Consider the following 22,723-nt stretch of genomic DNA (forward strand, 5'->3'; position numbering starts at 1 on the left):
ACAAAATTATAACTCATTTGTTGTATCAAATCCTCTCCACAGTCCATAGCTCCTGGCAGTCATGAGGGCATCATCAAACTCTTTCGGGGTTATCCGGCGCTGAAGAGATCGATACCTCTGATCCATGCTCTCCACCCGGAATGCCGGTCGGTACTGTGGCATGATATTCAGATATGCATCTGGTGAGATCTCTTCTGCGATGAAGGCGACCACCTCCCGGGTCCCGGCGAGATCATCGGGGAGTACCAGGTGCCTGATAATCATGCCCCGCTCAGCAATGCCGTCTCTGATGACGAGATTCCCCACCTGCCGATGCATCTCTTTCAGCGCCTCATGCATCTTTTCAACATAATCCGGTGCTCCTGAGAGATCATTGGCAATCTTCCCCTCTCCATATTTTGCGTCCGGCATATAGATGTCAATGACACCATCAAGGAGTTTCAGGGTTGTTACCGCATCATACCCCCCGGTATTATAGACGATGGGAATCGTCAGTCCATGACCGGCAGCGATATCAATTGCTCCCAGAATACCTGTGACCTGGTGTGTCGGTGAGACGAGGTTGATATTATGGCACCCCATCTCCTGAAGTTTCAGCATAATCCCTGCGAGTTCTCCGGGGGATATTTCATACCCTCTCCCTTCCTGGCTGATATCATAATTCTGGCAATAGACACAGGCAAGATTACAATGGGTAAAGAATATCGTTCCTGAACCTCTCTTTCCGACGAGCGGCTCTTCTTCCCCGTAATGGGGGGAGAAACCTGAGACGATGAGCCTCTCTCCGGTCCTGCAGAACCCTCTCTCCCCAGCCGTCCTGTCAACATGGCAGGCATGTGGGCAGAGGGTGCAGTCTTTGAGTATCTCTGCTGCTGCCTCTGCTCTCCTCTTCAGAATACCTTCATGGTGAAGATCAGGATATCGTTTCTGCGTCTGGGTATGGATCATCTCTTTCTCCAGGTTTTTGGCCCCTCAATGGTATACCACTACTTTCAGGATGGCTTCTTCAGCTCTTCGTATATCCTCGTTGTATCGATTGCATATATCTTCCTGTGGTGTATACGAAGGTGAATTTTCGTATCTGATGAATTTTTATTGATGATAAGCGTTAATCAACAGAAGATGAACGACTGCGTCAGACAGCTCACCCTGAGAAACAGAAGTACCCGTCGATTTCGTGAGGATCAAAGAATACCGATCGAGATTCTTTACCAACTCATCGATATTGCCCGTTTCTGTCCGTCTGCCAGAAACCACCAGCCACTCAGATATCTCCTCTCTGTGGAGGAGAAAGAGACGATAAAGATACGTTCCTGCCTCTTCTTTGCCCTTGATCTCCCGGAATGGGATGGACCGGCAGAAGGGGAGCGCCCGGCAGCCTATATTACCATAATCGCCGCTAAGGATGCACAACCGGATCCATCAATCGATCTCGGTATTGCCGCGCAGACCATTCTCCTGGCCGCTGCCGAGATGGGCATCGCCGGGTGCATCTTCGGATCGATCAGGCGAAAGGAGCTTGCATCTCTCCTTCGAATCCCGAAAGGCTTTCGGATTCTCCTTGTCATCGCCCTTGGTTATTCGGGTGAAGAGATCCGGATCGAGGAACTGGGTGAAAATGGTGATACCCGGTACTGGCGGGATGACAGGGGTGTCCATCATGTTCCAAAACGTCCCCTTCGGGAATGTATTCTAATGGCGGGTTCTGGCAATCATGTTCCATGAGGGGGAGCTCTATGGTCAGGAACGACAGAAGATGTGTGATGGTCCTGCATCTGTTGCCCGGTGGGGTAGTTTATTAAACTTTATTTTCTAAAAAATATACATCCCAGACAGGTATGGTTTAATTAAAATAAATATTTTATTATAAATGATATCCGGTTAATGAAGTGTTTCCATGAAGAAAGCGGGTCTTCTCATCATCATTCTCAGTGTTATGGTCGTCACCTTTGTCGTCTTAACCAGTGCGCTCCCCACACAACCGGATGGTAAAACAATCTCAAATGGCGATATACAGGAAGATCGTGATCAGTCTCCAGAAGATACCTTCAATCTCACTTCCGTCCTGAAGAAGCTTTTTGGACGAGAGAGCGGAGATGAGAAGAGAACCAACTCATCTGGTTATCATGAGGATATAGATATCTCCCTTACTTCGGCCGAGGTGTCTGATGATGATCGATTTCTTCGGATCATTGGAGAGAAAACATTTTCTTTTCATGTTCTTGCTCTCCACACAATAATCGCTTTAGATCAATCTGATAGTGTTGTGGTTTGGAACAATGCAGAGAAACTCGAATCTCAGGCGATCGAGGTCTGTGACGAAGTTGAAACACTCAGTCTTCAACCATCAAACCTCGATCGGCAGCAGGAATTTGTCCAATGCATGCAGGATTTCATAGCCATCTCGCAAAGTTTGCAGGAGGGAGTGCCTCAGACGGTTCCTGCCAGGCGCGAGATCATTGAAAAACTGTCCGAAACTACGAAGCGGCTCCATACTGTCGGTTCGCCTGCTGATGATATGGTTCAGATGGAAGATAGCGATGATCAGGTATATCACCTCACCTCTCTGGCATCGGTTGCGTCTCCTCTGAGACGTCCGGATGACATCATTGATTGTGGATCTCCATACACCTACCTTGATACGAAAAAGAGCAATGAAATCTCTCTTGTTCCCCGGTACTCGCGGTTTGCTTCAAGTCTCTGGTATGAGACGGTAGCGGGAACAAAGCACCAGAATGCCCCTCCAGGGAAGACATATCTTTTTGTCTTTGTTCATATTGTCCATATGGGGAACTTTGATGGAAAACATTATACCATTCATACCCCGGCACCGTCTGCCTATACACTCCATGGACTTCATGGGACATATAAGCCGCTATTGACCCCAACGTATACTTCTCTGGGAGAGATGTATGTACAGAGAACCCTCAACCGGAAGGAGAACTACCAGAGTTTTCTCGTCTTTGAGGTGCCGGACTCACTCTCACTCTCGGATTTTTATCTCTCGGTATTTCTTGGATCTGAATACGGGACTGTTTCGTGGAATATTACCTAGGGATATCCACAGTCTTCTTTTATCCATGGATAGTGCTAACTGAAGTCTTATATATTACCATGATATATTACTCTCCATGAGCGAAGGGAAGAAGGAGATTCGTGATAAACTCCGTCATAAAAAGGAGATGCTGACCCCTGACGAACGGTTTGAGAAGAGCAGGGCAATTTGCAGCCATCTTATGGAGCTTATTTTACCTGGCGAGACGGTGATGGTCTATACCTCGAAAGAGAAGGAGGTCAATACCGTTCCACTCATCACAATGCTGTTATCATATAGACATCCTGTCATTGTTCCCATCATCCAGAGCGAAGATGTCAGTCTGAGGCTTTCATATCTGGAGAATATGATGGTTCTCGTTCCAAGTACCTTCGGCGTTCCTGAACCGATAGGGAATGAGATACCGGCAGATGGTGCGGATGTCGATACGATCATCCTTCCGATGCTCGGCTTTGACAGGAAAGGGGGACGAATCGGGTATGGTGCCGGATATTATGATCGGTTCCTTGCTCAGTATCCGGATATCAGGAAGATTGGAATTGCATTTGGATGCCAGGAGGTTGATTCGCTTCCTCTGGATCCCCATGATGTCGTCATGGACGCTATCGTGACCGAGGAGGGCGTCGTCTACCGGAGGGTATAATTGATGAAGCTTGGGGAGACGGTGATCCTTGATACATTTGCAGAGGCATTTCCTATCTGGGTATCACGAATCATCATTACTGCAGATACCATTGAGTGGGCGCTTGCAGCTGCACAGGAAGCGACCGGCTTTGCAACCTCTAAGATCTTCTGCCCATGTGAAGCCGGGATTGAAGGGATTGTTCATGATACCCCGGATGGACGGCCCGGCGTCTCAATCCTCATCTCTGCTGAGAAGAAACAGATGCGATCCAATGTGAGTGACCGGATATCGCAATGTATTCTCCCAGCTCCTACGGCATCGGCATTCGATGGCCTCCCTGATGCCGTCGATCGCTTCTATACCCGTATGCACTATTTCGGGGATGGCTATGAGGAAAGATGTATCATCGGTGGGAGAAACTGCTGGCGGATCCCTGTGATGGAGGGGGAGTATATCGGAGAGGAACGCTATGGCACGGTGAAGGGGATCGCCGGAGGCAACTTCCTTGTGATGGCAGAGGATCGGTCGACGGCCCTTGTTGCAGCCGAGGCCGGGGTCCGGGCTATTGACCCTCTCCCTGATGTCATCACCGGCTTTGCCGGGGGTATCGTCGGCAGTGGATCAAAAGTCGGATGCAGAAACTATCGTTTCCCGATGCCCGCAAGTACGAACCATGCCTGGTGCCCGACACTGAGAGGTACAATTCCCGACTCCGAGGTTCCTGAAGGGGTGAACTCTATCTATGAGGTTGTCATCAATGGAATTGGTGAAACTGCTGTAAAAACGGCGATGAAGGCAGGGATTGAATCGGCTGTCGGAGCTGGCGGGATTCTGTATATCGGGGCATCGAACTTTGGCGGGAAGCTAGGGCCGCACCGGTTCAGGCTTCACGATCTCTTCTCTTCAACATAGTGCGCCCCCATCCCCTTCTTCTTTCAAGGCCATATGATGCGATCATTCCGATCACAAATGCCGGGGTGATCCCCCAAATGAGAGCGATGACTGCCATCAGGATCGTCACCGGGTAGGATGGTGACTTGGCCCCATGCTTGCCAAGCTCGATTGCAACAAAGACAAGAAGACCCCCGAAGATGCCATATGGAATTAATGTCAGTACCTCTGGTGGTGCAAATGCAACTGCAAAACCAAGGATAAGAAGGCCGGCAATAATATTTGCCCCACCTGTCCGGGCGCCGAAACGGTACTGTGCGGCAAGGCCCCCGGCTCCATGGCACATTGGAAACCCTCCAAGAGGTGATGAGACGAGGTTCATCACGCCGATCGTCTTTGAAAGTGTGTCCGGTTTCACCTCCCGCCTCAAGAGATCGATGGTTAGCAGTGAGGTCGCAAGGATGGCGTTTCCGAGGGTGAGTGGCATCTGTGGAATGGCAAGATGGATCGCAGCAAAAAGCCAGTCTCCGGTTGCAGGGATGATCAACTCAGGGATTGGGATGCTCCTGAATGGTGGCATCCCCTGAGCCATGACTCCGGCAACCAGTCCGATTCCAATGACGATAAGCGATGATATGTCCGGCAGTCCGCTTCGTGATGAGGCAATGAAGAAGAAGATGACGATCCCGATTGCAACCGCTCCAAAAATAAGATCACTGATGATATATCCAAGAGCGGTCCTGATAAGAATAAGGGCAAGGCCGACCTGTATCCCCCGGATGACACTCTCCGGGACCCATCTCTGTATCCTCTCCATCCCTTTAAGATGGCCGATGATGAGGAAGACAAGACCGATGATGATCCCGGATGCGGCTATCTCTCCCCCAGTCAGCCCTTCTGCTATGGCAATCGCTCCAATTGCCTTCATTGGCTCGATCGGAATGGGGAGACCGTAATAGATACCGGTGATGATGAACCATAGACCTATAAAAACGAAGGCATAGCTGACGTTAATTCCTGTTGCAATCCCTGCGCCGAGGATAATGGGAAAAATTGTCCCGAAGTCCCCGACCGACCCGGAGAGTTCGCGGAGCGAAAAACGGATTTTTTTTGTTGCCTTGGGATCTGGTTGTAATCCGTTATTCGTGGTGTTATCTGCCACATTCTGATATTGTGTGGTGACATGAAAAAGAGTTCGTTATCACCGGGCGGTGCTGGGTATTCAGGTTTTTAAAGGGATAGAAGCCCTCAGTACCTCCATCATCTCCTGTGGAAGTATGTCCTGAGCCATTTCCTGATAGTTTTCATCAATTAATGTAAGGATTATCATGGTTCCTTTTGATGTTGTCGATATCCCCACGCGTTCCACCCGTGTGATCAACCCGTCCCTCTCCATTGAAGCAAAGAGTGGCAGAATGTAATAATGCGGAATTTCGAGATACTCGGCTATCCGTCTTGTTGGTGGGAGATTGATAGACGTGCAATTCCGGGAGAAGCTGATCGTAATGCGTTTCTCCTGTCCAAGGAGGATTTGTATAACTGCATCCAGTATCGTACACTGCTCTTCTGTAATCATAAAAAAAGGTCTGATAGGATGAATCAGGGGCTCTGCCCTATTTCATTTTTCCATGGCTTTCATCCGGCATCTCTTCAAGGTAGACGATTGTTGCTCCAGCATCAGCTGCAATCTGTTCAAGCTCAGTCTTACGGAAATGAGTACCCTCAACCTTGAGCTGGCGCTTGTCTTCTGCCTCCGATGTCACGGCAACCACTCGGAAGCGGGGTTGTTTGACACCCGTTCCGACCTTCTGTCGTTCACGAACATAGATCTTCATTTTTATCACCTCATATCAGCTGATATAACAACTGATATACATTAATGGTATTTATATTTATTTGTATATGGTTGAATATGGGTTGTAGTAATTAATTATTTATATTAATTTTAAGATGCCATGTAAATGTTAAATTTGTTAAATAAACTATATTTACATTTGATGGTTATTTATGGTAGAAGATCAAATAGAATCTCCTCTTCAAGAGAAACAGGAGTACTACAATGACCATCTACATTGGTATTGATGACACCGATACAGAGACATCACGTGGAACTGGACGGCTTGCCCGGTCTATTGCCGATGAACTGGCCCCTGATTATCAGATCATTGGTGTAAGCCGACACCAGCTCTACGTCCATGATGACATACCATACACATCTCACAACAGTGCCGCCGTCATCCATATGGAGAGTCAGGGAAATGGATCGATAAGGAGACTTCATACTCTGGTTAGAGACCTGATGATGTCGGATTTTATAGAGGGGAGCGATCCAGGCCTCTGTATCATTGAGCGATCACGGATTGTAGATGATATCATCTCATTCGGGGGAAGAGCGAAGACCGGAGTGCTGACACAGGATGAAGCCCGTTGGCTCGCCTCCGGGCATCAGATTATCCTTGAAGGTCTTGGTGGGACCGAAGATGGTGTCATCGGGGCGCTGGCTGGTGTTGGCCTTGCCGCTTCGGGAAATGATGGAAGGTACGTTATGAAGGCAAAGACCCGTACAATGACCGGGTCAAGAACTGTCGGGGAACTTCTTGATTGTGGAATCGATAGGATCATCACCGAAGAAGGGGCTCTGATAACGGAGGGGAGGGTTTCAATGAGCAAATTCCCAAAACCTGCTCTCGTTGGCGGACAGGCGGTCTTAATTGTATCCGGATCAGATGGCGTTTATAGGGATCTTGTAGTCGGATGATCACTGCATCTGGTTACACCCCCTCCTGATATTACACAGATCTATATCGGGTCAAGTACCCGGATTGCTGCCTCTGGTATAAGAATGGTAATCAGGTCTCCTTGTTTGACTGCTCCATTCTGTATTAATCCGGAAGGGATATCTGCATGAATCCTGTTACCAGGAAACGATCCTATCACTTCTATCAGGGCGCCATCCTTTCGGATAGAATCAACATTGCAGTCAATAGAGATCGGATTTTGAAGACTTCCATTTTCAAATCCCTTAATACTCATATCTTCTGATCGAATGCCCAGAGCGATCTTCTCACCAGTAAGCCGTTCTGTCTGAATCCGAAGATCATTTCCCCCGAGTCTGATGAGCCCTTTTTTTCCATCTCTCCCTGAGATGACACAATCAAAGATATTTTCATATCCCACAAATGAAGCGACAGTCTTCGTTGTAGGATGATACATCACTTCTTCCTTTGTTCCCTCCGCGATAAGCTCTCCGTCATTGAGCAGGATGATCTGATCGGCAAGGTTTCGGGCTTCACTCCTGCTGTGTGTAACCTGAATGATCGTTACATTCTCTTTCTCCCGAATTAATTGGAGGTCCTGAATGAGCCGCTTTTTTGTGGGTGGATCAAGCGCAGAGAATGGTTCATCAAGGAGGAGAACCTTTGATTCAACTGCCAGCGCCCGAGCAATTGCCACTCGTTGTTGTTCTCCTCCTGATAATGTGGCAGGGTACCTTTCTTTGAGATGGCTGATGTTTAGGAGCAGAAGTAGTTCAGAGACGATCTCTTCAATCTCTCCTTTGGTCTTATGTAGTACTTTGAGACCATATCCAATATTTTTAAAGACGGTCATATGAGGGAAGAGTGTGCTGTCCTGATACACAAGTGCCATATTGCGCTTCTCCGGTGGAAGATCTGTCACATCTCTATCATTACATACTACTCTGCCTTCAGAAAGGATATGCAGACCTGCAAGAGCTTCAAGAATTATGGTCTTTCCGGCCCCGGATGGACCTATGATGAAACACCACGAACCCCTGTGGACCGAAAATGTCACTTTTTTGAGGGAAAAAGCTCCGAGTCTGAGCGTAACCTCTTCACACGCGATCATCGTACCTCCCAAGGAACCTGGTTACACTCCTGACCAGAAGGAAGATCCCAAAACAGATCACAATCATAAGAAATGCAAGACCCTGTGCCTCTGCAATTCCCCCTGTTGTGAATCGATAGTAGATAAGTGTCGAGATAACCATTGGATAATACGCTATTATGATAACTGCAGCAAACTCCCCGATACTTCGCCCCCATGCGAGCAGGGCACCATTGACGATCTCCCGTGTAGCAAGGGGGAGAGTTATTGTTACAAACGCATAGCTGTGTGTTGCTCCAAGAGTTCGTGCGGCGTTCTCCAGATGGACAGGGACTTTTTCAAAACCCTCTCTGACAGCATTCACATAAAATGGAGCGGAGACAAATGTCATGGCTGCGACAATTCCCGGAAAAGCCTCTTCAAAGATGATGCCCACGGCAGACATGGGTGCACCGATTAATCCTTCCCGCATAAACAGGAGGTAAACAAGAATCCCCGCAACTGTATGGGGGAGGATAAGTGGAATATCGACGATACTTTCAATGATGCCCCGAAACCGGGACTTCGTCCGGGCAAGATAATATGCAAGCGGCGTACCAATGAGGCTCAGAATCATGACAGCACACATTCCTGCAAAGATTGTGAGAAAGAGTGCATGGAGCACTGCATGATCTCCAGCAATCCGGAGAAATCTTTCAATATCGTTTATCTGAATCACGGTCAGTGTACCGAGAGCCAGAATAGTAACCAGTATGATTGTAGATCCTGGGATCAAAAATGGTATGAGCGATCTGTCATAATGTCTTCGCCGATGTGGATTACGTTCAACCATCCGGACACCTTTATTGTATTGGTTCAGGCCATGCTTCTCTACCTGTACTGAATGCATCCACCATGAAACCAAGGAATCGTACGGCTTCCTCCTTATTAGGTGCGGTTGAAGGGATGGCTGCAGCATAGACGATTGGCTGTCCTGTCCTGTCCATACCTATGGAACTGAACCGTTGAAAGCCGAGATGAACGGTTACAACCCCATATTCTTCATCATACATTTCAGACGAGAGATCGATCTCCGGGGGCAGATCAATCCAGTGGAGTCCATGCTCCTCTGCTACACTCCGATACTCAAATGCATAATCGATTCCGCCTGTTTCAAGGAGAGAGAGGAGAAAAATACTCCCGTCTCTGATTCTGACTTTGTCACCATCCGGTTGGATCATCTCCGGGAGATGGATGGTAGTTCCAGAGGAGGTTGTTATGATTCTGGGTGGGGGATGAATATGATTTCCAAGCATCTCATCGAATATCTTCTCATCATGATAGTAGTTCTCAGCAAGTTTTACCACCATCAATGCACGATACCCACAGGCATCAAGCATCGGATTTGAAAAACCGATCCGTACATCCGGTCTTCTGAGAATGGTATGCCAGTTCTCATCAGTTATCTCGTCTGCATAAGCGCTTCGCTCCGTATATGCGATTACGATAGCCCCTGTTGCAAAAGGGTAATATTCCTCGGTGAAGTTCCCCAATCCCTCCCCCATCGGTTGAAACATCATATCAGGGATGAGTGATTCGTCCGCAACGACAACAAGATCAGCCTGGCGGCGAAGATCAGTAACCTGGCGAATGACCTGGATACTCCCATGACCATGGATCTGTACATCCACCATCGGGTAAATCTCCTCATATTCCGCTTCAATTGTGGCGAGTGGTCCAAGAGCACTGCCTGCTGCAAATACTCTCAGAGTCGTTTTTTCATCCTGCACTCCGGTACAACCGCTAATCAGAACAATAAAAACCATGAGAAGGAGGATATACCTCATCATCTTATCTTCTCCGGATTTCTATCCTGTCAACCCATTTAACCCAGGAACTTCCTTCGGTTATGACATCGCTGGTATCACTGGTGATGATGAGTCTCAACGGGCCGCCATCATTATATGTGAGTGGTTTTCCATCCTGTTCATATGCGATGATGACACGGAGTGGAGGTGAAGGTATTTCCTTGAGATCTGTGTTAAAAGTGAGGAATCCCGATCCTGAAGCCTGTTCCGTATCAAAAACCCAGAGATACCCATCAGGAGCTGATATATAGAGTAGATCATTTTCGCCTGCTCCTCCGATCAGGTCGAGGAGATCAAGAATATCGACTCCCTTGACTCTGTATGGGCCATATCTGATTCCAACTGTCGAGACGGCGTACGCATGTCCGGTTACAGGCTTTAAAGCCCGAATATCCTCCATTGATAAGAGTATTGTTGATTCTCCATCGGTAAGTGTCAGGTTCCAGGGGATCTCCTCTTCCTGTTCATCCTGATGATCGAGACACCCGGATACAAAGATGGCTCCCAGAACAATGATGATGGTGATGATGAGGGAATATCTCATCTCATCCCTCGTCGTGTATAGAGGATACTGCATCCTGTTATTGCTATGAACACAATGAGAGAACTCATCGGGCTTTGTTGAGCATCATGGCCTGGTTCGCTCTGCAATGACTTGGCAAGAAGCCCCTGCTCGCCCTTATATCCCCCTGAATAGACCCGTATCTCATCCACCCACTTGACTGTGAAGCCATTTGTTGATGGGTAGAGATCATAGAAGTGATGAACCGATTGTGGCATTGTCTTTTTCATGTCATCATTTCCATAGACATGGAGCCCGTCGGTATTTGTTGAGGTATCAGCAAAGAAGACGATCCTCATGCCCGAATAAAAGTCTGGGGGGTACCCGGTTCCCTGCCGCTCACCAACGTCCGGATCAGCTCCGTTATACCAGGTGAGGACAATGGGACCTTGTCGGGGTTCGGGATGATAGACGTTTTCGTACGGAAACTCAACATGATATCCATCCTGTGCACGTACCATAATCTCATCACCCGGAGCTGCCCCCCCGACAAGGTCGCAGAGATCACGAATATCTGTTCCCTTGACCGATCCTTTATCCTTGAAATTTGTGGTCTCCTCCGGATCCCATTTATCTCCATCAAAGACGGGTCCCTGATGATAATATCTTGTTATTCCATCACCGTGGACAGGGAGGTTCTCTTCCATCCATTGGTATGTCACAGTCGTTCTGCTCATTATTTCGTCAGTTTCACTGTTGATCTTTACAACCGTTACTTCGGTTGTTGGCGCTGCCAATGTACCTGTCATACAGAGGGATAGGACAAGGAGGGTTACAACAAGCATTCGATAGATTACTTTCATCATCTTTTTTCACTCCGATTTGTTCGTACAAAGATGCAGATAGCTGTGAGAAGTGCAGCAACAGCGATCCATCCACCAGATGGTGCTTCTACTGCCTTACTCTCCTGTGAGAGGGTAAACATTTCAAAAGTTGTTCCCTCAGGATAGATTTCGAGAATATCTTTATTATCAGGGGAAATGCGGGCAACAGGAACAAAGGCCGCCGTCATCGTCTCTTCAGTTACTGCAATCCGCAGATACCCGAGGGTATGTTCAAGACTGGTGATGTGGCCATCTTCCTTCTCTTCAGTAAGAGAATAGGTTGGTGCTCCACCGGTTCCAATGACGATATACTGTGTATTGTTTATGATATAGCGCTCATATGCATGGACATGAGCTGATACCACCATATCAACGCCATGAGAATCAAATAGTTGTCCCCATTGGTTGCGTATAGCAAGATTTCCTCCCGGGTGGCGTCTGTCGGATGTGTGGGGTGGATGATGGAAGCTGATAATTCTCCACGTAGCCGGCCCCGTTAACTCTGATCTCAGCCACTCAGTCTGTTCGTCCATAACCGGCCATGCCCAGTCATTACTATCAAGAACGATGAGATGGACACCTCCAGCATCGACTGAATACCATTCGGGGATTCCGAAGATATCACGAAAGCGGCCTGGTGGCCCGTCATGATTTCCTATAGTTGGGATGAGTGTCGTTCCGCTGAGATAGGGTTCTGCTACATGGAAAAATTCATTCCATCCATCAGTGTCAGCCTCGTGATCATTAATGAAGTCCCCGGTATGAATGACAAAGAGCAGATCGGGTTCTGAAGCAATTCGTTCCGCAACAAGTCTGTGCCGTTCCATCTGAGTAAAAAACGGTCTCTGAGCCCGTGTATCCCCATAGATGATGAAGGTGAACTCATCATCACCAAATGTTCTGAACTGGTATCCGGGAGAAATTTTATGAGGTGTGCCGATTCGATAATGGTAGGTTGTTGCCGGAGTCAGGTCTGAGAGTAGTACCCGGTAAATCCCATCTCCCACAACGGTACTGTTCTGGCGATGCCATGATCCCGAGAGTGGCTCCTTGGTATATTCAAGCCTGAATGTTTCCTGTTCATTGCTCATCCATGAGATTACTGCCTCTTTTTCGGTCGTTCCTGTTACAAAAGGCCCATAAATATCAGGATTATTATTTGTTAAACCCATAACCGGAACAGTGCATACTATCAGCAAGGATATAATAACGAAGATACAGGTCTTTCTTTTCATTGCGAGTCTCCATTATGCGCCATACAAAGGCTTATTTCTCCTGGCATAACCGTTACATCCCTGATCTTCTCCTTCCCATCATCCCAGACAAGTTTCACACTATACGTTCCAATTCGCATATCGGTGAATGTGTGTGGTGTTCGCTCTCCGGTAAAACGTTCATAGAGGAAGATTCGTGCACCCGGAGGGTCGCTCTCGACACGAAGTGATCCGGATGTATATGGTTGAAGTGACGACCGTATAACTCCTGCAGAATCTCCTTTCATTCCTTTGTAAATCCGAATGGTGCCTTCTGCAGGGATATACCCTGGATTTGAGAGGAGGAACCGGTGTTCACCCTCAGATAATCCTTCAATGGTGGCAGGTGTTGTATGGCCGGTCGGGTTCCCGTTAACGAAGATGGAAGCCCCTTCGGGAGAAGATGCAATGTGAACAGAGTAGAGCCGGGATTCTGGCTTACTTATGACAAATGTTTCACCATCATTAATTTTATCAGGGAGTGTCATGGAGTAATGTTCATCATCAATATTGAGGACAATGAATACCTGTGCTCCTTTGATCTCTACTGTTGCCGGGATGGTGTATGCCGGGTACCGACCGTTCACTGTGAAGGATTTCCCCTCATATTCATCTGATACAAGCGTGATTGTCCTTGTCCGGGTGGGTGCTATGCCATCGATCCTGATTGTATTTATCGAATCAGGATATACCCAGACGAACTGCCTGCCATATAAATCATCAGCTCTTGTTGAACCCTCGGAGGATGAGGGGAGAGCAAGGCTGATTGTATGAGCCCCTTCGCGGAGCCCGTAGACGATGGATGGCGTTATTTGATTTGTTTCTCTGTTGTTGATGAGGATTTTTGCCCCGGGTGGATGGGATTCAATGTAGACTCCTCCGGTTCTGTTTGGCCGGATGATCCCAGATCTCTGCAGGTCTCTGTCATGATTTGCATCGATTGCTGGTTCCTCATGCAGATCGTTCTCAGTTCGATTCTCCTGTTGAATACGATCCTTTCTCTCATCATCAGCGGTTCCGAAGAAGAAGTGAATTATCCTTTGAAAAAAATCAATGATACCTGCGAAGAATCCTGATTCCCACTCTTCTGGTTTCTCCTCTGCTATATCATTCTGTGATGGTGGTTCTCTCAGGGGATCAATAGTTGGTGAGGGTATACCGGTTTGATTGGCTGCCAGTACATCCTGATGTACTGTTTCTGTTGTGTTTATCCTGACATGAAGTGCAATGAAGAGCAGTTCCTCATAATCATCTTCAACAACAACCATCTCCGTGACATTTTCATACCCTTTGAGCATCAGGGTAATATTCTGTTCTCCGACCGGGATGTTTTCAAGAGTTGCCGGGGTCTGCTTCCCTGTACTATTATCATTGAGTATGATCGTTGCGTTTGAGGGTGTGGATCTGATCGTTATATACCCTGACTGGCGCAGAAGATCGAAGTGAATCTGCTCTGTTTGTTTTGCTGCGATCCTGACCCATGCATCATCAGGGCTTGCATACCCCTCAAGTTCAACACGTACAGGAATGTAGCCGACTTCGATGCTATCGATCATTGCCGGAGTGGTGTAACCTGTCGGCATATCATCAACAACGATCAATGCCCCCTCCGGATACGATGTGACCATGATGCTCCCGGTGGGTTCCTGATTGCTGTTGATGATGATCTCACTGATGTACTGGACAGAGAGGCCGGTTGTGGTCGGGTAGATGCCGTTGAAATAATACCAGTACTCCTCAGGAAAGGCGGCTCTCATATCAGAAACCCCGAATGCATGAACGCCCCATGGATTCGTTGATGTATCTGCAAAAAAGATCAGCCGCATACCGGTTCGATAGTCTGGCACATATCCATCCTCTGCATGGTACCATGTAATTCCCATGGGTCCCTGTCGTGGTTCCGGATGGTAGATGTTTCCATATGGAAATGTTCTGCGAAGTCCATCCGATGCCCGGAGTGTTACTGTTTCTCCTTCGGAAACTCCCCCTATGAGGTTACAGAGGTCCCGGAGATCTGTCCCTTTCACTGCCCCCATATCTCTTTCAAGGACATTCGTATCTTCCTCCGGGTTCCATCGATCTCCTTCAAAGACCGGACCCTGATGGTGATAATGGGTGGCACCATCGCCAAGAACCGGCAAATTTGCCTCCATCCAATGAAAATCTACTGTCTTCTCATCGAGTATGGTAAAGCCATCTGCAGCATACCGGGTAAGTTTCACTTCTGTTGTTGGGGCTGCTGATATAACAGTAATCAGTCCTAGGCAGAAGAGGATGATGATATAAATCTTCAGGGAGTTTTTTTCCATTATTCAAAGCTCCAAAAAAAGGATTTATCTCTTCTTCATAATGAAGAAAAGTCCTATGACAGCAATGGCAATTCCTGCGATTATATAAGGAAGCGGAAGATCTCTGCCGGTGGGTTCTGACCCTGATTCACTATCTGGTGAGGATACTACTGGCAGAGGTGTTGTCTCCTGAGTCCCCGGAGTGGGCTGATCCTCAACTGGAACCGGACCCGGAGTGATCGTTGCCCCGGGAGTGAAGACAAAATCTGAGGTTGCCTGTGTTGATGAACTTCCTCCTCCTCCCGTTGGCGGGGATGGTGGTGATGGGGATCGGACTCCGGTTAATGCGAAGATTGAAAGTCCTTCAGGTGAATCTGCCTCAAAGATATAATTGCCGCCTGGATCGTTTCCAATGTACCGCGTCATCAGTGATGAGGTTGACCCTGTATCTGATCTTCTCATGATAACAACATTATCAACACCCCCCTGTGCAATAACCCATGAAGGGCTCACAACCATCCTTATTGTTGCGGATGTTATTGTTCCCCCATCCGCTACGTTATCGATACCTGTCTTCTGGATATTAACAACAAATGCAATATCATTAATCTCTTTAGCGGCATTTTGAGCTGTGAGCAGAAAAGCGCTATTGGCGGCGGGATCCGGGTTTTTTGAGATGGTTCTGGTTATCTGTGCTGTCGGATCAGGGAATTTCTCCATTCCAATATCAAAATCGATGCCCGCAATCTCTCCATCCAGCGATGCTGTTAAACGGCTGCTGACCGCTCGTACATCGGTTATCGTTCCTCGAACGATCGATCCACTTACCTCCGGTGGTTCGGCTGTCTGTAACCTGATGCTCTCCCATCCGCCACCAGGATTCTCCAGAAGAATTGCATTTCCATCAGTCGTTACAGTTCCTGTTGTGGTTTGTTGATTGATCGCAACAATCTGTTCCCCTCCTGACTCTGTTGTTTCAATTGTGCCGATCTGAAAGGAATTATCCCCTGAGCCGACAGGTGGTACCTCTCCACCGGAACTATTGAAGGTCAGGGCAAGCTCCATCACTTCCCCGCTGCTGAAGGGTATCTCCTGGCTGGCTTTGAGGTCTCCTATCCAGAATGTAATTAGAGGATTAATTGTAGCGATGAGATCTTCTTCAGTTGCCGCAACGATCAGACGCTCACCAAAAATCCCTGTCTCTCCAAAAATACCTCCTTGTCTGGTTGCGATCGATCCTCTCTCATTATAATTGATTTTTGCGGTAATCAGTTCCTCTTCAGGTACAGCTATTCCGTCAAGTGTTGCTGTTCCAAAAAATTCCACAGGTTTTGGTGGAACTGCACCAACTGTTCCAATCAGTGTAAGAATAAAAAAAATGGTGAGGATTGTTTTTAGATCCATGTTTGTCCGTCCTATGTTGAGATTGCGGCAAGTTCGCCACTACTCTTCAGATAGATCCAGTATCCGTTCGTCGGATACAGGAGCCGGCCATCGCTGTAGCTTCCAGAACCCTCTCTGATGATCGCAGTAGCATATCTCTGTTCGCCTGCATCGTACCCGATGGTCTGTGTCCATGCGTCTCCGAGGGAGAGGAATGTGTCACGAGCGGTAGCCGGCTCAATATCGGTAAAACCAACTGCGTTCCACCCTTTCTGAAGCTCTATCGTTGGGGGTGTCATGAGTGGCTGGTTCATGAAGGTGAGCGGGATCTCTTTCCCCTGTGTGCTGTAAATCCAGTACCCTTTCAGTGGTGTAATAAGATCTGTCTCGCCCAGCGCCTTCCAGGTTTTAAATACTGCATCATATTCAAAGATACTGTGATCTCCTGTGTCTACCTCAGCAAAGATCGATGCTGTGTTGTTTCCCGAATCAAGGCGTTTTGGTACAGAGATGAAGTTCCACCCTTCCTTGAGATGAATAACAGCATCTCCTGACACTGGTTCGGGGAAGGTGATTTCAATCTCATCGATACTCCCAACTCTCTGGCGACCGGATGTCAGATCTGATCCGACGAGACGGAGTGGCCAATATTGATCTGAGAGTGGCTGGCCATTTATTTCATCAGCGACGATGATATTGTTGTTCCGAGCAACGACCGTGCTGTGGAATGTTGCAGAAAAGTCATCCTCAGTACCTTTTACTCCATCGGGACCATAATCTATGACGGTGACATCATATCCAGCTACCGCAAGATCGTCGCGGAATGGATCTGATCCATAATCATGTTTATTTTCATCATCAACCCACCCGACAAGTGTCCAGAGAGGCATACCCGACCATTCGTTCCCATCATTATCGATCCATGTGGCGAGGTGTGAATCCCCGGCCATCGCACAGGCCTTTCCTGCTTCAAAGTATGCTCTTTCAATGGTGTCGGTGATGGCCCCCGTCAGGCGGAGTGTCCAGTCTTCACGTGTTCCGGTGTGAATCTCTATCGTGACAATATTCTTATTCGAACATCCGGCTGCGGATGGATACTGGATTCCACCACTCCAGAAGTAATGCCAATATTCTTCTTTCAGGGTAGCCCGCATGTCATCCGCACCAAATATACCATCTGGTGTGTTGAAGAAGAGCCGGTATCCATCTTTATAGTCCGGCACATACCCCTGACGTTCGGTCCACCAGGCGACGATTGCCTCACCCTGTCGCTCCAGCGGAGAGTTGAGGTTTGTATCATCGAGTTTCATCACATATCCATCAGATGCTCTGAGGATAATCTCGCTTCCTTCCGGTGCTCCTCCGACGAGATCGACGAGATCTTTAATCGATGTTCCCCGAACGACCTCATCAACCTTGTTTGGATTTTTATCTTCAGCGGGGTTCCAGAGATCATCAGGATCGAAGGTTGGACCCTGGAATCTGAGTTGGACACCGTCTTCTCCGCCATATACATGAAGGTTCTCCTTCATCCAGAGATAGTCCTTTGTAACATCATCCAGAACGGTGACACCATCTGCTGCATACCTTACAATCCTGATGGATGGTGCTTCTGTTGGTGGTTCAAATGCTGTCAGTTCGATTGTTTCAATATTCCCGACACTTAAACTGCCGGTTGCCCCCTCGCCAACGAGCCGAAGCGGATAGCTGTTTCCTTCGATCGGCTCGCCATTGAGGAGATACGCAACGATGTAGTCATTCTTGTTATTTGCGATATTCTGACTTGTGAAATCCTTGCTGTATGGGGATGCTCCTCCGGATGAGACGATAATTGTATATCCATCTGTGGCAAGCCCTTCATTGAAGGCATTTGTGCCAGTCATCAGGTCATCATCAACGATACCCGCGAGCCTCCAGAGCGGAATACCTGTCCAGATATCCTCTCCATCACTCCAGGTTTCGCTCATCGTCTCAGCCATTTCAGTAAAACTGCTTTCTGAGATCCTGGCTGAAATCTTATCCCCTTTCAGGGTTAGTACCCATTCATCCTCTGCCGGCTCCTCCGGAAGGCCATTGATGGTGATGGATGCAATCGAACCTATACGTTGCCCGCCACTTGTCAGGGCTGAGCCCTGGAGCCGGAGTGGAAAACCATTATCCTCGGCAAGGGGTGCGGCATTCATCATATTGGCAACGATAAATCCATCACTTCGTGCAATATCAGCACCATTGAACTCCCTTGAAAAACCATCCTGAGCAGTGATAGTTACAGTATAGCCGGAGGCACGCTCATCATTGAATCTCCAGTGATTCGCGCCATTGTAGTCATCAACGACGGCAAGAAGATACCAGAGTGGCATCCCGGTCCACACCTGATCCTGAGTGTCGGTATACATTCCGGCATGGCCGCAGGCAACTCCCTCTTCAAACTCTGACTGAGAGAATGAGCGGCTATATGCACCATTCAGGGTGATTGTCCACTCTGTGGTTGGAACGGGCAGCCCGATAAGCTCGATGGTAACTATATTTCCAATCTTCTGGCCGCTTGAGACGTCAGATCCAACCAGCTGGAGTGGGAAACAGGGTTTTGCCTTCTCTCCAATAGTTGCAGGGAGTGGCTCGCCGTTTAATGTATTTGCAACGATGATATTATCGTTCCGTGCGACTGTGGCACTCTGGAAGTTGATCGAGTATCCGTCGCCTGCAATAACCTTGACTGAATAGCCTTGAGCTGCAAGCTCATCATTGAACGCGTCACTGCCATGTGAATTTTCATCATCGACATATCCTACCAGCCACCATAATGGCATTCCGGACCAGACGTTCCCATCATCGTCAGTATAGGTTGCGACATGAGGGTTTGTCTGACAATCTGTTCCTGCCTCGAAATAGGTTCGATGAATGATCTCTTCCCGAGCTCCTTTCAGAGTGAGGATCCAGTCTTCTGCTGGTGGCTCATCGACAGAGATCTCCATCCGGATGTATGCTTCAGCTGTTTCAAAAGAAAGTGGCCTGACACCGTAAAAAAACTCGACGATATCTCCATCTTCAAGAGAATAGATGTTAAGTCCGTCGTTTGCGGAATTACCCCAGTCATCGAGTGTGTATCCATTGACGGCACATTCCCAGGTTCTGGTCGGTCCGTCATCAGGTCTTTCATAGAGATAATCTTCTATTCCATCAAGAAGAAGGATTCCTCGGCTGCTGATTGCACGATCGTTGATAGTAAGGGGAAATCCGGTTGCTTCAAGTGCGCCAAGTGGTGTCAGCCTGCTAATCTCGTATGATTCTCCTGATGTTGCACGTACATTCACCGACTCGTCTGAGAGCTCCATTGTTCCATCAAAGAGGATATCAGTTTCATCATCCGGTGGAGCTTCTTCATTGCTCATAATCCGGATTTCACTGATATATTTCACTGAGAGTCCGGTTGTTGTCGGATAGATGTCAAAATAATGCCAGTACTCCTCGGGGAATGTCTCCCGCATATCATTTACACCAAAAACGGTATCATCTGCGAAGAAGACAAGCATCATTCCGTCACTAAAGTCCGGAACATATCCGTCACCTGCACGGTACCATGTAATACCTATCGGTCCCTGCCTGGATTCCGGATTATAGACGTTGTTATATGGGAAATCCTTGGAGAACCCGTCGAATGCACGAACCCTGACGGTTTCACCATCGCTCATACCTCCGGCAAGATCGCAGATATCAGCGAGATCGGTACCCTTTACCGCTCCCTGATCCCTGAGGTTGACATCCTCCCCGGGATTCCAGGGGTCCCCATCAAATACAGGCCCCTGATGGAAGTAACTGGTCTCTCCATCTCCAAGTACAGGAAGGTTTGCTTCCATCCATTCATAATCGACGACCGTTTCGTTGATGATCGTCGTTTCGTCAGCTGCATACTTGATAACCCGCAGCTCGGTCGTTGCTGCCGTGACAGGTGCGATGATCAGCCCTATCATCAACAGAATCAATAGTATTCTGTAACGATTCCCAAAATCAATCATTTCATCACCAGACTGTCTAATATGACCTTTTGAGGGTCTTTTTTTAGATGTTTAATTGAATTATAGATCGGATGATTTAAATAATTTTTATTAAATTAATTAATTTTGTAAATTTAGTTAACTTAACATATTATACTAAATAATATGTTTACGTTTTTATTCAAATATATTCCTACAACACCGAGCGGGTTATTCATATTCAAAACCTAATGAGTACTAAATCGAGGTGATCAGGTATGCATCGAAGACGTGAAATTGAATCAAAACTGAAGGGTGAAACCCTTGGGCGAAGAGGATTGCTCAGGAGATATGAAGGGCGTGAGCAACTCAGGATAGCACCGAATGTGAATGTTGTTAAGATTGGAGGACATGGCATCGTCGATTATGGAGCACCGGTTCTAAAGCCCCTTGCTTCCGAGATCGGTGCACTTTCCCGTGATCATCAGATGCTAATTGTGACCGGTGGCGGAGTGCGGGTTCGGCATATTCTGGATATCGGTCTCGATCTGGGGATGCCGACCGGTGTTCTGGCCGAACTATCCGGTAAGGTAAGTGAGCAGAATGCCATTATGATGTCCGTTCTTCTCTCTGAATATGGGGGTGCCAGAATTCATTCCCCTGATCTTCTTGAGCTTCCAATGCTCCTGAAGATGGGGATCCTTCCTGTAACGCATGGCACTCCACCCTACGGACTATTTGAATCTCCCCCGGACATTGGAATGATCCCTCCCCACCGGACAGATACTGGTGCCTTCCTCATTGCCGAGGTTCTTGGGGCAAAATCCTGTATTCTCATGAAGAATGTTGATGGACTCTTTACAAGCAATCCACTGACTGACCCTCATGCAGAACTGATCGAAGAGATACGTGCATATGAGATTCTTGATATGGAGATGGATGATCTTGTCCTTGAAGAGAAGGTTGTTGAGATGCTTCCGCATGCAAAAGCCGTTCGTGAGATCCAGATCATTAATGGGCATCTCCCAGGTATGCTGACACGGGCACTGAAAGGGGAGCGTATCGGGACTATCATAAAAGCATAAAATAATTATCATTTTTTAAATCATTAATACTGCCGTTAAAGGTAATTTAGTTTAATTAATTTGATGTACTCTATCAAAAATAACAATCTTTATATTATTGTTACTTCTAATACATTCTCGTTCACCATGAATTGTAAGGGTTTTATACTTATAGGTGCCTTGATTATTTCCGGGCTCCTTGTTGCAGGATGTGTTGACAGCGAGACACAGCCCGGAGTGCCCGAAGAGCTCCGGATCGCAACCACAACCAGTCTCTATGATACCGGGCTCCTTGACCATCTCCAGCCGATCTTTGAGGAGAGATACAATGCAAAACTGCTGATCGTCTCTGCAGGGACCGGCAAAGCACTTGAATACGGTATGAGAGGCGATGTTGATGTGATGATGGTTCACGATCGAGCCCGTGAAGATACCTTCATCGCAGAAGGCCATGGTGTGGAACGCCGTGTCATCGCGTACAACTACTTCGTTATTCTCGGCCCTGAGTCAGATCCTGCCGGGATTCGTGGAACATCACCCGAAGAAGCATTCCGGACACTTTTTGAACAGGGAACTGCCGGAGAATCAGGTATTGCTTTTGTCTCCCGTGGAGATGAGTCAGGTACTCACGCAAAGGAGAAGGCGATCTGGAGATCTGCCGGATATGACTATGCAACCGATATCCAGAACTCCGGGATATGGTATGTCGAGGCAGGACGTGGAATGGGCGAAACCCTGGTGATGGCAAATGAGAAGGAGGCATATACCCTTTCAGATAAAGGAACTTTCCTTGCATACAAAGGAGATCTTGGGATCGTTCCGGTCGTCGATGAAGGGGAGATCCTTCTGAATGTCTACTCCACCATGCTGATCAACCCCCAGACACACACCGGGATTGATACCGATCTTGGAAAAGCATGGATCAACTTCCTCATCTCAGATGAGGCTCAAGAGGAGATTGCGACATTTGGTGTCTCCGAGTATGGAGAACCCCTCTTCTTCCCTGCACAAGGCAACTGGGAGAGAATGGGTGTTCCACAGTCTGAAGTGACAGAGCCGGTGCTCTGATAACACTATCTTTTTCTTTGCCATCGGCGTAGTAAACAGGGAT

At 47.8% G+C, this 22,723-nt stretch carries 20 protein-coding genes; 7 read left to right on the forward strand and 13 right to left on the reverse strand.

Translation table 11 applies throughout. The features are described from left to right. Positions 1-6 precede the first annotated feature (6 nt). A complete protein-coding gene (locus tag RJ53_RS00405) occupies positions 7-948 on the reverse strand; it encodes a radical SAM protein (protein ID WP_211529633.1) in 942 nt (313 codons plus the stop codon). Between the two features lie 174 nt (positions 949-1,122). Between RJ53_RS00405 and RJ53_RS00410 the strand changes: the two genes are divergently transcribed. The 4 genes from RJ53_RS00410 to fhcD all read left to right on the forward strand — a co-directional run bounded on the left by RJ53_RS00410 (position 1,123) and on the right by fhcD (position 4,592). After that, positions 1,123-1,725 (forward strand): nitroreductase family protein, encoded by a 603-nt coding sequence (locus RJ53_RS00410; protein WP_211529634.1) that lies wholly within the window; start codon positions 1,123-1,125, stop codon positions 1,723-1,725. Positions 1,726-1,897: 172 nt separating this feature from the next. Beyond that, the gene (locus tag RJ53_RS00415) at positions 1,898-3,055 is read left to right on the forward strand and encodes a hypothetical protein (RefSeq protein WP_211529635.1); all 1,158 of its coding nucleotides are present in this window, start codon (positions 1,898-1,900) and stop codon (positions 3,053-3,055) included. 76 nt (positions 3,056-3,131) lie between these two features. Further along, positions 3,132-3,698, forward strand: coding sequence for a 5-formyltetrahydrofolate cyclo-ligase (locus RJ53_RS00420; RefSeq protein ID WP_211529636.1), 567 nt, complete (start codon positions 3,132-3,134; stop codon positions 3,696-3,698). Between the two features lie 3 nt (positions 3,699-3,701). Beyond that, positions 3,702-4,592 carry a formylmethanofuran--tetrahydromethanopterin N-formyltransferase gene (gene fhcD / locus RJ53_RS00425; protein WP_211529637.1) on the forward strand — a complete coding sequence of 297 codons (891 nt, stop codon included), beginning with the start codon at positions 3,702-3,704 and terminating at the stop codon, positions 4,590-4,592. On the opposite strand, the gene RJ53_RS11820 is transcribed toward fhcD, so the two are convergent. From RJ53_RS11820 to RJ53_RS00440, 3 genes are read right to left on the reverse strand one after another with little or no spacing between them, the layout of a single operon-like run. Next, the gene (locus tag RJ53_RS11820) at positions 4,561-5,733 is read right to left on the reverse strand and encodes a putative sulfate/molybdate transporter (protein WP_211529638.1); all 1,173 of its coding nucleotides are present in this window, start codon (positions 5,731-5,733) and stop codon (positions 4,561-4,563) included. The two genes, fhcD and RJ53_RS11820, sit on opposite strands and share 32 nt — an antisense overlap. Positions 5,734-5,793: 60 nt before the next feature. After that, positions 5,794-6,147 carry a hypothetical protein gene (locus RJ53_RS00435; protein ID WP_211529639.1) on the reverse strand — a complete coding sequence of 118 codons (354 nt, stop codon included), beginning with the start codon at positions 6,145-6,147 and terminating at the stop codon, positions 5,794-5,796. A 37-nt stretch (positions 6,148-6,184) separates the two neighbouring features. Beyond that, positions 6,185-6,406: a hypothetical protein gene (locus tag RJ53_RS00440; RefSeq protein ID WP_211529640.1), complete on the reverse strand. Its 222-nt coding sequence runs from the start codon at positions 6,404-6,406 to the stop codon at positions 6,185-6,187. A 224-nt stretch (positions 6,407-6,630) separates the two neighbouring features. Here RJ53_RS00440 and RJ53_RS00445 point away from each other — a divergent pair, with 224 nt between their 5' ends. Next, complete coding sequence (locus RJ53_RS00445) at positions 6,631-7,329, forward strand: ABC transporter substrate-binding protein (protein WP_211529641.1); 699 nt, start codon at positions 6,631-6,633, stop codon at positions 7,327-7,329. Between the two features lie 41 nt (positions 7,330-7,370). Here RJ53_RS00445 and RJ53_RS00450 read toward each other — a convergent pair whose 3' ends face one another. From RJ53_RS00450 to RJ53_RS00490, 9 genes are all read right to left on the reverse strand, one after another. Next, positions 7,371-8,438, reverse strand: coding sequence for an ABC transporter ATP-binding protein (locus RJ53_RS00450; RefSeq protein ID WP_211529642.1), 1,068 nt, complete (start codon positions 8,436-8,438; stop codon positions 7,371-7,373). Further along, the gene (locus RJ53_RS00455) at positions 8,425-9,081 is read right to left on the reverse strand and encodes an ABC transporter permease (RefSeq protein WP_343221794.1); all 657 of its coding nucleotides are present in this window, start codon (positions 9,079-9,081) and stop codon (positions 8,425-8,427) included. Before RJ53_RS00455 ends, RJ53_RS00450 begins: the two co-directional genes overlap by 14 nt. 178 nt (positions 9,082-9,259) lie before the next feature. Then, positions 9,260-10,246, reverse strand: a complete 987-nt coding sequence (gene wtpA / locus RJ53_RS00460; protein ID WP_246495901.1) for a tungstate ABC transporter substrate-binding protein WtpA — start codon at positions 10,244-10,246, stop codon at positions 9,260-9,262. Position 10,247: 1 nt separating this feature from the next. Next, positions 10,248-10,808: a molybdopterin-dependent oxidoreductase gene (locus RJ53_RS00465; protein WP_211529644.1), complete on the reverse strand. Its 561-nt coding sequence runs from the start codon at positions 10,806-10,808 to the stop codon at positions 10,248-10,250. Further along, a complete protein-coding gene (locus RJ53_RS00470) occupies positions 10,805-11,632 on the reverse strand; it encodes an argininosuccinate synthase (protein ID WP_246495902.1) in 828 nt (275 codons plus the stop codon). Before RJ53_RS00470 ends, RJ53_RS00465 begins: the two co-directional genes overlap by 4 nt. Further along, a complete protein-coding gene (locus RJ53_RS00475) occupies positions 11,629-12,885 on the reverse strand; it encodes a metallophosphoesterase family protein (protein ID WP_343221795.1) in 1,257 nt (418 codons plus the stop codon). The genes RJ53_RS00470 and RJ53_RS00475 overlap by 4 nt, the downstream gene beginning before the upstream one ends. Next, positions 12,882-15,212: a PEGA domain-containing protein gene (locus tag RJ53_RS00480; RefSeq protein WP_211529646.1), complete on the reverse strand. Its 2,331-nt coding sequence runs from the start codon at positions 15,210-15,212 to the stop codon at positions 12,882-12,884. The genes RJ53_RS00475 and RJ53_RS00480 overlap by 4 nt, the downstream gene beginning before the upstream one ends. 24 nt (positions 15,213-15,236) lie before the next feature. After that, positions 15,237-16,595 carry a hypothetical protein gene (locus tag RJ53_RS00485; RefSeq protein WP_211529647.1) on the reverse strand — a complete coding sequence of 453 codons (1,359 nt, stop codon included), beginning with the start codon at positions 16,593-16,595 and terminating at the stop codon, positions 15,237-15,239. 11 nt (positions 16,596-16,606) lie between these two features. Beyond that, entirely contained in the window at positions 16,607-20,590 is a 3,984-nt protein-coding gene (locus tag RJ53_RS00490) for a molybdopterin-dependent oxidoreductase (protein ID WP_211529648.1), read from the reverse strand. A 236-nt stretch (positions 20,591-20,826) separates the two neighbouring features. On the opposite strand from RJ53_RS00490, the gene RJ53_RS00495 reads away from it, so the two are divergent. Together RJ53_RS00495 and RJ53_RS00500 are read left to right on the forward strand one after the other, a co-directional pair. Next, positions 20,827-21,633 (forward strand): amino acid kinase family protein, encoded by an 807-nt coding sequence (locus tag RJ53_RS00495; protein ID WP_211529649.1) that lies wholly within the window; start codon positions 20,827-20,829, stop codon positions 21,631-21,633. A gap of 159 nt (positions 21,634-21,792) precedes the next feature. Then, positions 21,793-22,680, forward strand: a complete 888-nt coding sequence (locus RJ53_RS00500; protein ID WP_246495903.1) for a substrate-binding domain-containing protein — start codon at positions 21,793-21,795, stop codon at positions 22,678-22,680. Positions 22,681-22,723 lie beyond the last annotated feature (43 nt).

Source organism: Methanocalculus chunghsingensis, assembly GCF_018132105.1.
Lineage (GTDB): Archaea > Halobacteriota > Methanomicrobia > Methanomicrobiales > Methanocorpusculaceae > Methanocalculus > Methanocalculus chunghsingensis.

Bases quoted from the DNA above. Each gene is read 5' to 3' on its own strand.
- RJ53_RS00435 (WP_211529639.1), bottom strand. From the start codon at position 6,147: ATGATTACAGAAGAGCAGTGTACGATACTGGATGCAGTTATACAAATC.
- RJ53_RS00485 (WP_211529647.1), bottom strand. From the start codon at position 16,595: ATGGATCTAAAAACAATCCTCACCATTTTTTTTATTCTTACACTGATT.
- RJ53_RS00445 (WP_211529641.1), top strand. From the start codon at position 6,631: ATGACCATCTACATTGGTATTGATGACACCGATACAGAGACATCACGT.
- RJ53_RS00410 (WP_211529634.1), top strand. From the start codon at position 1,123: ATGAACGACTGCGTCAGACAGCTCACCCTGAGAAACAGAAGTACCCGT.
- RJ53_RS00465 (WP_211529644.1), bottom strand. From the start codon at position 10,808: ATGAGATATTCCCTCATCATCACCATCATCATTGTTCTGGGAGCCATC.
- wtpA (WP_246495901.1), bottom strand. From the start codon at position 10,246: ATGATGAGGTATATCCTCCTTCTCATGGTTTTTATTGTTCTGATTAGC.
- RJ53_RS00470 (WP_246495902.1), bottom strand. From the start codon at position 11,632: ATGATGAAAGTAATCTATCGAATGCTTGTTGTAACCCTCCTTGTCCTA.
- RJ53_RS00490 (WP_211529648.1), bottom strand. From the start codon at position 20,590: ATGATTGATTTTGGGAATCGTTACAGAATACTATTGATTCTGTTGATG.
- RJ53_RS00495 (WP_211529649.1), top strand. From the start codon at position 20,827: ATGCATCGAAGACGTGAAATTGAATCAAAACTGAAGGGTGAAACCCTT.
- RJ53_RS00405 (WP_211529633.1), bottom strand. From the start codon at position 948: ATGATCCATACCCAGACGCAGAAACGATATCCTGATCTTCACCATGAA.
- RJ53_RS00415 (WP_211529635.1), top strand. From the start codon at position 1,898: ATGAAGAAAGCGGGTCTTCTCATCATCATTCTCAGTGTTATGGTCGTC.
- RJ53_RS00440 (WP_211529640.1), bottom strand. From the start codon at position 6,406: ATGAAGATCTATGTTCGTGAACGACAGAAGGTCGGAACGGGTGTCAAA.
- RJ53_RS00475 (WP_343221795.1), bottom strand. From the start codon at position 12,885: ATGAAAAGAAAGACCTGTATCTTCGTTATTATATCCTTGCTGATAGTA.
- fhcD (WP_211529637.1), top strand. From the start codon at position 3,702: ATGAAGCTTGGGGAGACGGTGATCCTTGATACATTTGCAGAGGCATTT.
- RJ53_RS00480 (WP_211529646.1), bottom strand. From the start codon at position 15,212: ATGGAAAAAAACTCCCTGAAGATTTATATCATCATCCTCTTCTGCCTA.
- RJ53_RS00450 (WP_211529642.1), bottom strand. From the start codon at position 8,438: ATGATCGCGTGTGAAGAGGTTACGCTCAGACTCGGAGCTTTTTCCCTC.
- RJ53_RS00420 (WP_211529636.1), top strand. From the start codon at position 3,132: ATGAGCGAAGGGAAGAAGGAGATTCGTGATAAACTCCGTCATAAAAAG.